This is a genomic window from Massilia aurea, assembly GCF_024753205.1.
GTDB classification, from domain to species: domain Bacteria; phylum Pseudomonadota; class Gammaproteobacteria; order Burkholderiales; family Burkholderiaceae_D; genus Telluria; species Telluria aurea.
Genome location: NZ_JANUGZ010000001.1, coordinates 541,761 through 555,604, shown reverse-complemented (window position 1 = coordinate 555,604; position 13,844 = coordinate 541,761). Strand labels below are relative to the sequence as shown.

Annotated in this window: 12 protein-coding genes and 1 pseudogene; 7 read left to right on the top strand and 6 right to left on the bottom strand. The window is 65.2% G+C overall.

Annotated features, from left to right (window positions below):
* The first annotated feature begins 62 nt into the window (after positions 1-62).
* On the top strand, positions 63-1,142 hold the full coding sequence (locus tag NX775_RS02265; RefSeq protein ID WP_258834523.1) for a catalase family protein: 1,080 nt from the start codon (positions 63-65) through the stop codon (positions 1,140-1,142).
* An 11-nt stretch (positions 1,143-1,153) separates the two neighbouring features.
* Here NX775_RS02265 and NX775_RS02260 read toward each other — a convergent pair whose 3' ends face one another.
* From NX775_RS02260 to xth, 3 genes are all read right to left on the bottom strand, one after another.
* Positions 1,154-1,780 carry a LysE family translocator gene (locus NX775_RS02260; RefSeq protein ID WP_258834522.1) on the bottom strand — a complete coding sequence of 209 codons (627 nt, stop codon included), beginning with the start codon at positions 1,778-1,780 and terminating at the stop codon, positions 1,154-1,156.
* A gap of 86 nt (positions 1,781-1,866) precedes the next feature.
* Positions 1,867-2,442: an MliC family protein gene (locus NX775_RS02255; RefSeq protein ID WP_258834521.1), complete on the bottom strand. Its 576-nt coding sequence runs from the start codon at positions 2,440-2,442 to the stop codon at positions 1,867-1,869.
* A gap of 58 nt (positions 2,443-2,500) precedes the next feature.
* Positions 2,501-3,295, bottom strand: a complete 795-nt coding sequence (xth, locus tag NX775_RS02250; RefSeq protein WP_258834520.1) for an exodeoxyribonuclease III — start codon at positions 3,293-3,295, stop codon at positions 2,501-2,503.
* A 184-nt stretch (positions 3,296-3,479) separates the two neighbouring features.
* On the opposite strand from xth, the gene NX775_RS02245 reads away from it, so the two are divergent.
* The 6 genes from NX775_RS02245 (at position 3,480) to NX775_RS02220 (ending at position 9,335) form a co-directional block, all read left to right on the top strand.
* Complete coding sequence (locus tag NX775_RS02245; RefSeq protein WP_258834519.1) at positions 3,480-4,310, top strand: ABC transporter substrate-binding protein; 831 nt, start codon at positions 3,480-3,482, stop codon at positions 4,308-4,310.
* A gap of 2 nt (positions 4,311-4,312) precedes the next feature.
* Entirely contained in the window at positions 4,313-5,011 is a 699-nt protein-coding gene (locus NX775_RS02240; RefSeq protein ID WP_258834518.1) for an amino acid ABC transporter permease, read from the top strand.
* Between the two features lie 16 nt (positions 5,012-5,027).
* Positions 5,028-5,720 carry an amino acid ABC transporter permease gene (locus tag NX775_RS02235; protein ID WP_258834517.1) on the top strand — a complete coding sequence of 231 codons (693 nt, stop codon included), beginning with the start codon at positions 5,028-5,030 and terminating at the stop codon, positions 5,718-5,720.
* Between the two features lie 20 nt (positions 5,721-5,740).
* The gene (locus tag NX775_RS02230; protein ID WP_258834516.1) at positions 5,741-6,469 is read left to right on the top strand and encodes an amino acid ABC transporter ATP-binding protein; all 729 of its coding nucleotides are present in this window, start codon (positions 5,741-5,743) and stop codon (positions 6,467-6,469) included.
* Between the two features lie 166 nt (positions 6,470-6,635).
* Positions 6,636-8,285, top strand: a complete 1,650-nt coding sequence (locus NX775_RS02225) for a hybrid sensor histidine kinase/response regulator (protein ID WP_258834515.1) — start codon at positions 6,636-6,638, stop codon at positions 8,283-8,285.
* Between the two features lie 69 nt (positions 8,286-8,354).
* Positions 8,355-9,335, top strand: a complete 981-nt coding sequence (locus tag NX775_RS02220; protein ID WP_258834514.1) for an aldo/keto reductase — start codon at positions 8,355-8,357, stop codon at positions 9,333-9,335.
* Positions 9,336-9,516: 181 nt separating this feature from the next.
* Here NX775_RS02220 and NX775_RS02215 read toward each other — a convergent pair whose 3' ends face one another.
* The 3 genes and pseudogenes from NX775_RS02215 to map form a co-directional block, all read right to left on the bottom strand.
* Positions 9,517-10,263, bottom strand: coding sequence for a pseudouridine synthase (locus NX775_RS02215; protein ID WP_258834513.1), 747 nt, complete (start codon positions 10,261-10,263; stop codon positions 9,517-9,519).
* 28 nt (positions 10,264-10,291) lie between these two features.
* The gene (locus tag NX775_RS02210; RefSeq protein WP_258834512.1) at positions 10,292-12,874 is read right to left on the bottom strand and encodes a [protein-PII] uridylyltransferase; all 2,583 of its coding nucleotides are present in this window, start codon (positions 12,872-12,874) and stop codon (positions 10,292-10,294) included.
* A 9-nt stretch (positions 12,875-12,883) separates the two neighbouring features.
* Positions 12,884-13,774 (bottom strand): annotated as a pseudogene (gene map / locus NX775_RS02205) (type I methionyl aminopeptidase); the annotation flags it as partial.
* Between the last annotated feature and the right edge of the window lie 70 nt (positions 13,775-13,844).

Here is a 13,844-nt window from a genome sequence, read left to right as displayed (position 1 = left end):
CTGGCGAACATCGCGCATGGGCGAAGTTCGCTACATTGGAGGCTTCATTTCAGGAGCCCCCAATGACGACCACCGCACCAGCCAATCCCCTCGTGTTTCGCAGCGAGTTCGAACACGTCGGCCTCGACGAATCCGAGACCATCCACGCGCTGCAAACCGTGTTTGCCAATATGGCCAAGAAGGTGGCGGATGCCGAAGGCCACGCCAGCCGCGCCGTGCACGCCAAGGGCCACGCCCTGGTGCGCGGCAAGCTGACCGTGCTGGACAACCTGCCGCCGCAACTGGCCCAGGGCCTGTTCGGCAAGGCCGGCACCTATGACGTGCTGCTGCGATGGTCGTCGCCACCGGCGGAGCAGCTGCCGGATGGCGTCTCCACCCACCGCGCCGTGGCGATGAAAGTGCTGAACGTGCCGGGTGAGCGCTTCGACTCGGCCAAGAGCGGCAACTCGCAGGACTTCCTGATGGTGAATGGCCCGGTGTTTTCGGCGCCCGATCCACAAGGGTTCCTCAAGAGCGTGAAGATGCTGGCAGCGACGACCAACGCATCGGAAACCGGCAAGAAGATCATCTCGGCCGTGCTGCGCACCGCTGAAAATGCACTGGAAGCGGTCGGTGGCGAGAGCGGCATGCTCAAGGCGCTGGGCGGCGAGCCGCAGCACCATCCGCTGGGCGAAACCTACTTCAGCCAGACGCCGTACCTGTACGGCCAGTACATGGCCAAGCTGTCGCTGGCGCCCGTCGCGCCTGAACTGCTGGCGCTCGATGGCGCATCGATCAAGACCGAAGACGACGCCCAGCGTCACGCAATCGGCTCGCACTTCGCGTCGCAGGGTGGCGAGTGGGAGCTGCGCGTGCAGCTGAACGTCGATGTCGAGAAGATGCCGATCGAGGATGCCTCGGTCGAATGGCCACAGGAACTGAGCCCGTTCATCGCCGTGGCGCGCGTGCGCCTCGAACCGCAAACAAGCTGGGATGCGTCGCTGGAAAAGCTGGAAGATGAAATCGCCTACGACCAGTGGAACTGCCTCGTCGAACACCGCCCGCTCGGGTCAGTCAACCGCGCGCGGCGCCAGGTGATGGCCACGTCGCGCGAATTCCGTTCGGAGTTCAACCGCTGCCCGATCCACGAGCCGTCGGCATAACGATGCAGTGACTACCGGGCCACGATCAAGCGCAGCCCCAGTCCGATGAACACCGCCCCCGCGATCCGGTCGAGCCACATGCCGGCCGTGGGGGTGCGATTGAGCCAACCGCCGATCGTGCCCGAGAAGTAGCCTAGCAGGCCAAAGATCACGGCCGCCTGCAGCGTGAAGACCAGCCCCAGCACGCCGATCTGCAGATTGGCGTCGCCGCGCGCCGCAACGACAAATTGCGGCAGGAACGACAGAAAAAACAGCACCACTTTCGGATTGATCGCCGCAGCCACCAGGCCTTTGGCGAACAGGCGCCGCGCCGGTTCGTTCGATAAGCCCTCACCAGAGACGCGCGCGCCGCCACGGCTGCGAATCGCGCCCCAGCCCATCCAGATCAGGTACAGGCCACCGGCGATCTTGAGCGCCGTGAACGCCGTCGGCGACGCCGCGATCAGCGCACTCACGCCAACGACGGCCAGAAGCGTGTGACTCAGGCAGCCGAAGGCGCAGCCAAGCCCGAAGGCCATGCCGCGCAGGCGCCCCTTGGCGATGCCGGTGCTGAGCACCATCAGGTTGTCGGGGCCGGGAGAGAGCGTGATCAGGATGGCGGCGGCAAGAAAGCCGAAAAGCTGTTCGGGCGAAAGCATGGTGGCGGCGAGATGAAGAAAGGGCGAACAGCATAGCGCATGTTCGCCCTTCGTCAAGCATCCCGCAGCGCGGGGTCAAGCGCTCATCACGCCTTCTTGCAGCTCAGTTCCTTGGCGTTCTCGCCCCACTTGATGGTGACCTTGCCATTCTGTTCCTTGAACTGTTCGCCGCGGTTGCCGTAGGCGACGCCGTTGTCGCTTGGCTCGCCGCGCAGCAGCACGTGTTCCTTGTTGCGCGCTGCGACCATCGACGCTGGCGTGGTTTCGAGGAAGAACGCAGTGATCTTGCTCTTGTCGCTGCAGGTGTACTTCACCGGGCCCTTGGCCTTGGTGACCTTGTAGGCCGTCTGCAGCTGCATGGCGCGGGTGCCGTAGGCATTGTTGATGCAGGTGGTCATGTCCTTGGCATCGGCGCACTGCTTGACGCCGTCCCACCACTTGGTGTGCTGTTCCTGCAGCGTCTTGCCGGCGCCAGCATCGATTTTTTCCAGCGCTGCGCGGTACATCGCGTAGATCAGGCCTTCCGATTCGGCGGAGCCGGGATGGCCGCAGACCTTGGCTTCGGCCGAGCCGATGCCCTTGGCGCAAAAGCCTGGCATCGAGACAGCTTGCGCGCCGATCGGCAGGGCGAGGGCGGCGGCGAGAATGAGCAGTTTTTTCATGAGGATTCCTTATGGTGGTGGTCGCGGCGCATGGATGGGGGCGCCGTCGTGAATTGGGTCAGGCGGATTTGTTCGGAATTTTGCTCAGGTCGAGCTCGATCCAGGTCGGCGTGTGGTCGCTGGGCTTTTCGCGTCCGCGCATGAATTTGTCCACGCCGGCCGCCTTGAGTGCCGGCGCCAGCGCAGGGCTGAGCAGCAGGTGGTCGATGCGCAGGCCGGCGTCGCGCCCGAACGCGTTGCGAAAGTAATCCCAGAATGTATAGATCGTCTCGTCCGGATGCAGTGCGCGCAGCGAATCGAGCCAGCCCTGTTCCATCAGGCGCCCGAACGCAGCGCGGGTCTCGTCGCGGAACAGCGCGTCGTCGACCCAGCGTTCTGGCTTGTAGACATCGCGCTCGGTCGGAATCACATTGAAGTCGCCGGCCAGCACGGCCGGCACGCCGGCGGCCAGCAGCTCGAGGCCGCGCAGGCGCAGGCGCTCCATCCAGGCCAGCTTGTAATCGTATTTGGGGCCAGGCGCCGGGTTCCCGTTTGGCAGGTACAGGCAGGCGATCAGGATGCCCTGGTACGCCACCTCGAGGTAGCGGCTTTGCTCGTCGGCGTCGTCGCCCGGCAGGCCGCGCTGCACTTCCTGCGCCGGCTCCCGCGTGACGATCGCGACGCCATTCCAGCTTTTCTGGCCATGCCACAGCGCGTGGTAGCCGGCCGCCTCGATCGCCGCGATCGGGAATTTCTCCTGCGGCGCCTTGAGTTCTTGCAGGCACACGACGTCGGGCTGGCGCTCCTCGAGATAGTGCAAGAGGGCGTCCAGCCTGCTGTTGATACTGTTGACGTTGTAGGTGGCGAGCAGCATGGGGTGTTCCGCATTTGTGACGGGTCATTATGACAATATTGCGTGGGATCAGTCGCACGCCTCATCGGGCTTGGATTGGTTCATATATGCGAAACAGTATTATCTTATGGCGAATAATTCGTTTTTCCATATAACTGTTTGTTCTATACTTCGATCATCGAATATTGTTGCTGGAGATTTTTGCATGATCAACCGCCGTTCCCTCATCCTGTGCGCCGTTGCGCTGGGTAGTTCGCTTACCATGGGTATGGCCCAAGCCGACCAGCTGGCCGACATCAAGAAAAAAGGCCAGATCGTGTTCGGGGTGCTTGGCACCGATGAGCCGAACAGCTTCATCGACCCGAAGACGCGCCAACTGGTGGGCTACGAGATCGACGTCGCCACCGCCGTGGCCAAGAAAATCGGCGTCAAGCCGGTGTTCAAGCAGCTGGCCGTGTCGGCCCGCATCCCCGAGCTGCAGCAGGGCCACGTCGACATCCTTGCCGCCACGCTCACGCACAACAAGGAGCGCGAAGCGCAGGTCGACTTCGCGCTGACGCACTTCGTCACCGGTTCGAAGGTCATGGTGCGCAAGAGCAGTGGCATCACGGCGCTGCCGCAACTTGCGGGCAAGAAGGTCGTCACGGTCCGCGGCGGCACCCAGGAAACCAATATGAAGAAGGCCGTGCCAACGGCCAGCATCGTCACCTTCGAGAATACCCAGCAAGCGTTCCAGGCACTGCGCCAGGGCAAGGGCGCAGCCTACGTCAATGACGAGTCGTCGCTGCTGGCCGACTACGGCAAACTGGGCCCGGCCGCGAAAGACTTCGTGATCCTGCCGCAATCGATCGGCGTCGAGCCGATCGCGCTCGGCTTGCGCAAGGGCGAGGCGGGCCTCAAGACGGTCGTCGACCAGGCGCTGCGCGAGCTCGAAGCCAATGGCGCGGCCGAAAACCTGTTCGTCAAGTGGTATGGCCCCGGTACGCGCGCCAATATCGCCAAGCGGACCTTCAAGATCAGCACTGACAAGATCTGACCTTGGCGCTGTTCGATCCGACCATCCTGCAATCCGGCGAGTACCACGACTGGCTGGTGCAGGGCTTCATCCTGTCGATCCAGCTGACCGTGATCAGCTTCGCCTTGGCGCTGCCATTCGGCGCGCTGGTGGCGGTGATGCGCACCTCGACGTCCAGGCTGCTGCGCGCGATTGGCACGACGCTCGTCGAGTCGATCCGCAATGTGCCGCTGCTGGCGCACCTGCTGTTCTGGTATTTTGCGTTCCCCGAGCTGCTGCCCGAGGGACTGCGCGAGATCCTGTACGCGAACAATCCCGAAGTGGTGTGCGCCGTCATTGCGCTCACGCTCTACAGCGGCGTGCACATGGCCGAGGATATCCGCAGCGGGATCCGCGCGGTGCCCGCGACCCAGCTGGAAGCAGCCCGTTCGCTGGGCCTGGGGCGCGCCGCGGCGGTGCGCCTCGTGCTGTTGCCGCAGGCGCTGCGCGCTTCCGTGCCGCCGCTCTTGTCGCAGACGGTCAATCTGTGGAAGGACACCAGCGTGGCCACCGTGATCGGCGCAGCCGAGATGATGTACCAGGCCGCGCGCGTCGAGACGGCGAGCTTTCGCAGCCTGGAAGCGTTCACCTTCGCCACGCTGGCTTACCTGACCGTCTCGCTGCTCATTTCGGCAGCCGCCTACCTGTTCCAGCGCCGCTATCCGGTGCGCACGGCGGGCTGACCATGAAAGTGTCCCGATGCTGGAATTGATCGATACCTACTGGCTGTACTTCCTGGTCGGCCAATACCCTGACGGCCCGCTTGGCGGCCTGGTGCTGACCATCCTGCTGTCCGGCGCCGCGCTGGTGCTGGCCATGCCGCTTGGTCTTATGCTCGGCATCGCGCGCGTCAGCCACCGGCGCGCCATCAGCCTGCCGGTGGGCGCGTTCGTGCAGCTCGTGCGCGCCGTGCCGCTGCTGCTGGTGCTGTTCTGGGTGTATTTCTTCTTGCCGGCGGTGACCGGCGTGAAGACCTCGCAGGCCGCGACGATGCTGATCGTGCTGGTAGTGTTCGACAGCGTGTATCTGGCCGAGATCGTGGCGGCGGGCATCCGCGCGCTGCCGAAAGGGCAGCTGGAAAGCGCCCGTTCGCTGGGCCTGGGCTACGGCCAGGCGCTGCGCCACGTCGTGCTGCCGCAGACCTTGCGTCACGGCCTGCCGTCGATCGTGAACCAGCTGGTCTCGACGATCAAGGCGACCTCGCTTGGCTACATCATCGGCCTTTCGGAAGTCTCGTTCATCGCCACCCAGATCAACACGCTCGTGTTTACCCGGTCGGTGGAGGTGTACCTGATCCTGGCGCTGACCTATTTTTTGCTGTGCTTCGGCCTGTCGCGCCTGGCCTTCCTGCTCGAACGGCGCCTGCAGCGGCGGCCCGTCGGTGCGCACTGAATTTCTGAAAGAAGCGAACGATGATCGTTCTCGATAACGTCAACAAGTATTACGGTGAATATCACGCGCTGGTGGGGATCACCGAGCGCGTGGAAAAAAATGAAGTGCTGGTCGTATGCGGGCCATCGGGCTCGGGCAAGTCGACGCTGATCCGCACGCTCAACCGGCTCGAAGACATCGACGGTGGCCGCATCGCCATCGACGGGCGCGATATCCACGCCAAAGGCTTTGACGTGAACGCGCTGCGTGCCGGCATCGGCTTCGTGTTCCAGCAATTCAACCTGTTCCCGCACCTGACGGCGCTCGAGAACTGCATGCTGGCGCCGGTGCAGCTGAAACGCGCCAGCAAGGCCGACGCCAGGGAACAGGCGATGGCGCTGCTCGACCAGGTGGGCCTGGCCCACAAGGCCGACGCCTATCCTGACGCGCTGTCGGGCGGCCAGCAGCAGCGCGTGGCGATTGCCCGCGCGCTGGCCATGCGGCCGTCGATCATGCTGTTCGACGAGCCGACCAGCGCGCTCGACCCGGAGATGGTGGGCGAGGTGCTGCAGGTGATGCGCACGCTGGCAAAACAAGGCATGACGATGGTCTGCGTGACCCACGAGATGGGGTTCGCGCGCGACGTGGCCGACCGCATCTGGTTCATGGCCGAAGGTAAAATCCTCGAGAAGGGCGCGCCCGGCGACTTCTTCGCCAACCCGCAGCATCCCCGCGCCATCCAGTTTCTCGCCGATCGCAACCGCAACTAGCGGCCTGTCACGCGGGCATGCACAGTTTCGTGGACGCCATGCACATGCAGGGGAGCGGTTTGGTATTTATAATGGGTAGCCATTTGGCAGGCCTGGCCTGCCGATCATGCTTTCCCCTTTGCCGATGCCGGCTTCCTTTTACCGTGCCACTTGAAGCTTTCCCGCGATGACGTCCAATTCCGCCAACTTCGATGAAGATGCACGCCTCGCCGTCCTCGATTCCTTCGGCATCCTCGATACGCCGCCGGAACGCTCTTTCGATGACGTGGTGCGCCTGGTCAGCCAGCTGCTCGATGCGCCGATTGCTGCCGTCAACCTGATCGCGCGCGGACGCCAGTGGTTCAAGTCGGAGATCGGCCTGGGCACGCGCGAAATGCCGCTCGATAACTCGATCTGCCGGCACGCCCTGCTGGAGCAAGAGCAGATGATCGTGCCCGACACCCGGGACGATCCCCGCTTCAGCTGCAATCCGCTCGTCACGGCCGATGGCGGCCTGCGCTTCTATGCCGGCGCCGTGCTGCGCACGCGCGACGGCGTGCCGCTCGGCACCCTGTGCGTGCTGGACAAGAAACCGCGGCCGGAAGGGTTGACCGAGCAGCAGCAGTTCATGCTCACGACAATGGCGCACCAGGTCATGAGCCAGATCGAACTGCGCCGGGCGCTGACGGACCAGGAAGCGCTGAACGAAGCGCTGCGCCGCGCCGACCAGCGCAAGGATGAATTCCTGGCGATGCTGGCGCACGAGCTGCGCAACCCGCTGGCGCCGATCGTCTCGGCGGCCACGATGCTGTCGAATTTCGAGCTCCAGCCAAGCATGGTGCAGCGCGCCGCCGACATCATCGCGCGCCAGGCGGGCCACATGACCTCCCTGATCGACGACCTGCTCGACGTGTCGCGCGTCACGCGCGGCAAGGTGGAGCTCGAATTCGTCGAACTCGACCTGAAGGATGTTCTGGCCGACGCGGTCGAACAGGTACGGCCGCTGATCGAGAAGCATGGCCACCGGCTGGTGCTCGAGGCGATGCCGGCGCCGGCGCTGGTCGTGGGTGACCGCAAGCGTCTGGTGCAGGTCATGACCAATTTGCTCAGCAACGCGGCCAAGTACACGCTCGAGGGCGGGCGCATCGAGGTGCGCCTGGCCACGCGCGGTGCGCTGATCGACCTGACGATTCGCGACGATGGCATCGGCATGTCGCCCGAGCTGATCGCCAGCGCGTTCGACCTGTTCTCCCAGGGCACGCGCGGGCTGGATCGCAGCCAGGGCGGCCTGGGCATCGGCCTGGCGCTCGTGCGCAGCCTGCTCAAGCTGCATGGCGGCGAAGTGACTGCCGCCAGCGATGGGCCGGGTTGCGGCAGCACGTTCCGGGTCACGCTGCCGCTGTCCTCGCGCGCGGGCGTTGCCGCGCCGGCTATCGGGACCGATGCGCCGCAGGGCAATCCGGCCGCGCTGCGCATCGGCGTGGTGGACGACAATGAAGACGCCGCCGTGACGCTGGCGCTGCTGCTCGAGACGCTGGGCCACACGGTGTCGGTTGCCCATTCGGCGCGCGCCGCGCTGGAAGCGCTGCCGGCGTTCGAGCCGGACGTGTGCCTGCTCGATATCGGCCTGCCCGAGATGAATGGGTTCGAGCTGGCACGGGCGCTGCGCGCCAGGCCCGGGACCGATCATGCGATCCTGATCGCGGTCACCGGCTACGCGCAGGAGAAAGACCGCGCCGAAGCACGCGCCGCGGGCTTTCACGACCTGTTCGCCAAACCGGTTGACCTCGAGGTGCTGGGCGCGGCGCTGGTGCAGATCGAACGGCGCCGGCGCTAGCCTGCTGTGCGACGGGGTCCGCGTGCGTCAGGCAGAATTTGTGTCTGATTCATGCACAAAGGACACACCATGACGCAACGCTATCAACCGATCACCCGCCTGGGCCTGGGCGGCACGGGCTTTGGTGACATGTACCACGCTACCAGCGACGAAGCAGCCCAGGCGACCGCCGATGCCGCATGGGACGCCGGCATCCGCTACTTCGACACCGCGCCGCATTACGGCGCCGGCCTGTCCGAACACCGCTTCGGGCACGCACTGCGCCGCCGCCCGCGCGCCGACTACACGCTCTCCACCAAGGTCGGCCGCCTGTTGGCCCCATCCACGCCGGGCGAAATCGCCGCGCCGTTCGTCGGCGCCTTGCCCTTCAAGCGGGTGATCGACTACACGGCCGATGGTGCGCGCCGCTCGGTGGAAGACAGCCTGCAGCGCATGGCGCTGGCATCCATCGACATCGTCTACGTGCACGACCTGTCGCCCGACATGTTCGGCGACCAGTTCGACCACTACTACCGGATCGCGTCCGGTCCGGGCGGCGCCTTCGAGGGTTTGACGAAGCTGCGCGAGGAGGGCGTCATCAAGGCTTGGGGCCTGGGCGTGAACACGGTGGAGCCGTGCCTGCGCGCGCTGCGCGATGCCGATCCCGACATCTTCCTGCTGGCCGGGCGCTACACGCTGATGGAAACGACGCCGCTGGCCGAACTGTTCCCGCTGTGCGCCGAGCGCGGCGCAAAGGTCGTCATCGGTGGACCGTTCAACTCCGGCTTCCTGGCGGGCGGGCCGAATTACGATTACGGTCCGGCCGATGCGGGCAAGCTGGCGCAGCGCGACCGCTTGCGCAAAGTAGCGGTCGACCACGGCGTCGACCTGGCCGCGGCCGCGCTGCAGTTCGGCCTGGCGCATCCGGTGGTCGCCGCCACCATCCCGGGCGCCAGCAGCCCGGAGCACCTGCGACGGAATGCGGTGTTGATGGAGATGGCGATTCCGAAAGCGTTCTGGGAAGCGCTGCGCACTGAGGGCCTGGTGGCCGAGGACGCGCCATTGCCGTAACGTGGCCGTTGTGGGAACACCCGGCGCGATATCGCCGCGGCCAACATCCAACGCGTGGACGGCGCAGCCGTCCACCCTACGTCAATGCGCCGGTTGATGACAATGCGCCGTAGGGTGGGCGGCTATGCCGCCCACGCGGTGATCGTTACAGCCAGAACGGCCGCGATAGAATCCGAAGGCCTTAAAACCCTTCTTCCGGCGTCAGATACCGCCACTGCCCAACCGGCAGGTCACCCAACTTGACGCGGCCGATCCTCACGCGCTTCAGGCCCAGTACCTTCAGGCCCACCATGTCGCACATGCGCCGGATCTGGCGCTTGCGGCCTTCCTTCAGCGTGAAGCTCAGCTGGTCCTCGTTCTGCCAGCGCACCTTGGCCGGCAGCAGCGGTTTGCCATCCATCCACAGGCCGTGCTTGAGCTTTTTGAGTTCACTGTCCGGCAGCGTGCCAGGCTTGGTGTACTCCACGCGCACCAGGTATTCCTTCTCGATCGACGTCGTCTCGCCAATCAGCTGCTTGGCGATGCGGCCATCCTGCGACAGCACCAGGAGGCCCACCGAGTCGATGTCCAGGCGCCCGCAGGGCACGAGGCTGCGCAGCTGGGTCGGGTGGAACTGCTCCGTCGACGGATCGTCGGCCCAGCGGTTCTCGGGCCGGATCAGCGCAACGGCCGGCGTGTAGCCGTCTTCGGCCTGGCCGCTGACGTAGCCGACCGGTTTGTGGATCAGCACCGTGACGCGCTTGGACTGCTCGGCGGCGGCCTGGCGCTCGACCGTGATGCGCTGCGTCGGCAGCACCTTGCTGCCCAGCTCCGACACCACCTGGCCATCCACCCGCACCCAGCCGCGCGCGATCCATTCATCGGCTTCGCGGCGCGAGCACAGGCCCAGTTCGGACATTCGTTTGGAGAGGCGGAGCGGTTCGGTCATTGTCAAAGCTTTTCGGTGAAGGAGTAAATCAGATCTTGAGCGCGTCGAGCAGGTCCGTTTCGAGCTGGACCTGGATGCGCGGGTTGTTCAGGGCGGGGCCGTCGACAAGGAACACGTCTTCGACGCGCTCGCCCAGCGTCATGATCTTGGCGGTGTGCAGGTTGATGCGGTAGCGCGTCAGCACGCTCGATACCGCATACAGCAGGCCCATACGATCATTGGCGGCGATCGACAGCACATGGAACTGGCCCCGTTCGTCAGGCCGCACTTCGACCGTCGGCGTGATCGGGAACGTGCGCGACATGCGCGACAGGCGTCCGCGGCACGGCGGCGGCAGCGGTTCCTGCGACACGAGCAGCGCGCTCAGTTCGTGCTCGATCAGGTTGATGATGTCGCGGTAGCTGCCGGCGAAGTGTTCGTCGGCCACCATGAAGCTGTCGAGTGCATAGCCGTGGCGCGTCGTGTGGATCTTGGCGTCGAGGATCGAGAAATCCTTGCGGTCGAAGTAGCTGCAGATGCGCGCGAACAGGTCGGGTTGATCCTTGATGTACACGGCCACCTGCAGCCCTTCGCCGATCGGCGCCAGACGCACCCGCACGATCGGCTTGTCGCTGTCGACCTTGTCGTGCAGGGCGCGCGTCTGCCAGGCGATGTCGGAGGCGTCGTGGCGCAAAAAGTACGCCACGTCCAGCTGCTTCCACAACGCTTCGTGCGCGTCGACCGGCAGGCCAAACAGGCGCAGCGTGGCCAGTGCTTCTTTCTGGCGCGCGCGCAGCTCGCGGTCGGCCGAATGCGGCTCGCCCCCCAGCACGCGCAGCGTCGTCTTGTACAGGTCTTCCAGCAACTTGGCCTTCCACGCGTTCCAGACCTTGGGGCTGGTGCCGCGGATGTCGGCCACGGTCAGCAGATACAGCGCCGTCAGGTGGCGCTCGTCCTTGACCACCGCAGCAAACGCCGCGATGACGTCGGGATCGGACAGGTCCTGCTTCTGCGCGACCTGCGACATCGTCAGGTGCTGCTCGACGAGGAATACCACCAGTTCGGTGTCGGCCTTGGTCATGCCATGGCTGCTGCAGAACTGGCGCGCGTCGTCCATGCCGAGTTTGGAGTGATCGCCCCCGCGCCCTTTGGCGATATCGTGGAACAGCGCGGCCACGTACAGCACCCAGCGGTCGCGGAAGTCGGCGATCAGCTGGCTGCAGAACGGGTATTCGTGCGCGTGTTCGGGCATCGTGAAGCGGCGCAGGTTACGCACCACCATCATGATGTGCTGGTCGACCGTGTAAGCGTGGAACAGGTCGTGCTGCATCTGGCCGACGATCTTGCGAAACGCAGGCAGGTAGCGGCCCAGGATGCCGAATTCGTTCATGCGGCGCAGCGCGTGCACCATGCCGCGCGGCGCCTGCAGCACGCGCAGGAACAGCGCCTTGTTGACCGGATCGGCGCGGTACGCGTCGTCGATCTGGGTGCGGGCATGCCACAGTGCGCGGGTAGCGCGCGCCGTCATGCCCTTGATGTCGTGGCGCTCGGTCATCACGACGAACAGTTCGAGGATCGCGGTAGGCGTCTGCTCGAACGTGTCGTCCTGCGCGATGTCGATCAGGTTCCCCATCTGCAAAAAATGGGCGCTGATCGGGAAGGCAACGGCCGGCTGCGGGAACAGCTGGGCCTCGATGTTCTGCAGCAGGATCGTGTTGAGCTGCGTGACGGTCTTGGCGGCCCAGTAGTAGCGCTGCATCAGCAGTTCGCTCGGGCGACGCACGTTTGGACCATCGTCCGTCTCGACCAGGCCGAGCGTGTTGGCGATCGCCGTCTGCACGTCGAACACCAGGCGGTCTTCGCGCCGCTTGGTGTGCAGGTGCAGGCGGATCCGGATGTCCTTGAACGCGCTTTCCTTTTCCATCAGCTGGCGCGCTTCCATGCGCGTGATCAGCTCGCGCGTGGCGAGCTGGCCCCAGCTGTCGGCCAGGCCTGCGGCCTTGGCCACCCACATGATCACTTGCAGGTCGCGCAGCGCGCCCGGGCTTTCCTTGACATTCGGTTCGAGCGCGAACGCCGTGTATTCGTGCTTGGCGTGACGCAGGCGCATCTCGGCCGTCTTGGCCCGGAAGAACGCCTGCGGGTCGAGCGCCTCGCGGTAGCGTTGCTGCAGCGTGTCGAACAGGGGCTCGTTGCCGGTGACCAGGCGCGCTTCGAGCAGGCTCGTTTGCACCGTGATGTCGGCTGCGGATTCGATCAGGCATTCGTCGACCGTGCGGATGCTGTGGCCGATCTCCAGGCCCAGGTCCCACAACAGCTGGACCAGGCCTTCGAGGCGCGCCTGCGTGATTGCGTCCGGTGGAGCGGCCAGCAGGATCAACAGGTCGACGTCCGAATATGGAAACAGCTCGCCGCGCCCGTAGCCGCCCACGCCCACCAGCGCGGTGCCGGCGGGCAGGCCGGCCGCCTGCCAGGCGTCGATCAAGACCGCATCGACGACCTGGCGCAGGTTGCGCAGCAGTTTTTCGGGCATGCCGTCTTCGTGGAACGCCTGGAACACGAGCTGGCGCTCATTCTTGAGGCGCTGGCGCAGCGTGGTGCGGACGGTGTCCAGGTGTTCGGCGTGCCCCATGGCGGCTCCTTATGCCGCCGCAGCGGCAGGGGCAGGCGCAGACCAGACAAAGTCCGGCCCGAGCAGCGGCAGGGCGATCGCCGGCGGCGGCGGGCTGCCGGCCGACAGCGTCAAGACTTCGACGCCGGTCTCGGTGACCAGCACCGTGTGTTCCCACTGCGCCGACAGGCTGCGGTCTTTCGTCTTGATGGTCCAGCCGTCCGGCATTTCCTTGATGTCGCGCTTGCCGGCATTGATCATCGGCTCGATCGTGAAGATCATGCCGGGTTGCAGGACTTCGAGCGTGCCCGGGCGGCCGTAGTGCAGCACTTGCGGCTCTTCGTGGAACGAGCGGCCCACGCCGTGGCCGCAGAATTCGCGCACGACGCTATAGCCGTTCTTTTCGGCGTGCTGCTGGATCGCGTAGCCGATGTCGCCCAGGTGCTTGCCCGGCTTGACGGCGGCGATGCCCAGCCACATGCATTCAAAGGTAACTTCGGACAGGCGGCGCGCCATGATCGACGGTTCGCCGACCAGGTACATGCGGCTGTTGTCGCCGTGGAAGCCTTCCTTGGTGATCGGCGTGATGTCGATGTTCAGCGCGTCGCCGCTCTTGAGCACGCGGTCGCCCGGAATGCCGTGGCAGATCACGTCGTTGAGCGAGGCGCAGATCGAGCCCGGAAACGGCGGGTAGCCGGGTGGGGCGTAGTTGAGCGTGGCCGGGATCGTGCCTTGTACGTTGACCATGTATTCGTAGGCCAGGCGGTCGAGCTCGCCGGTGGTGACGCCGGGCTTGATGAACGGAGTGATATAGTCCAGCACTTCCGAGCCGAGGCGGCAAGCGACGCGCATGCCGTCGATTTCTTCGAGGGTCTTGATGATGGTGGCCATAGGAGAGTCGTATCCTGCGTGGTATCGGGTGAGCGCCCGGCGACCGGGGTGGCAATGGTCGGGGCAGTATGGCCGCCATTATAAGGGATGTCGCGTCACT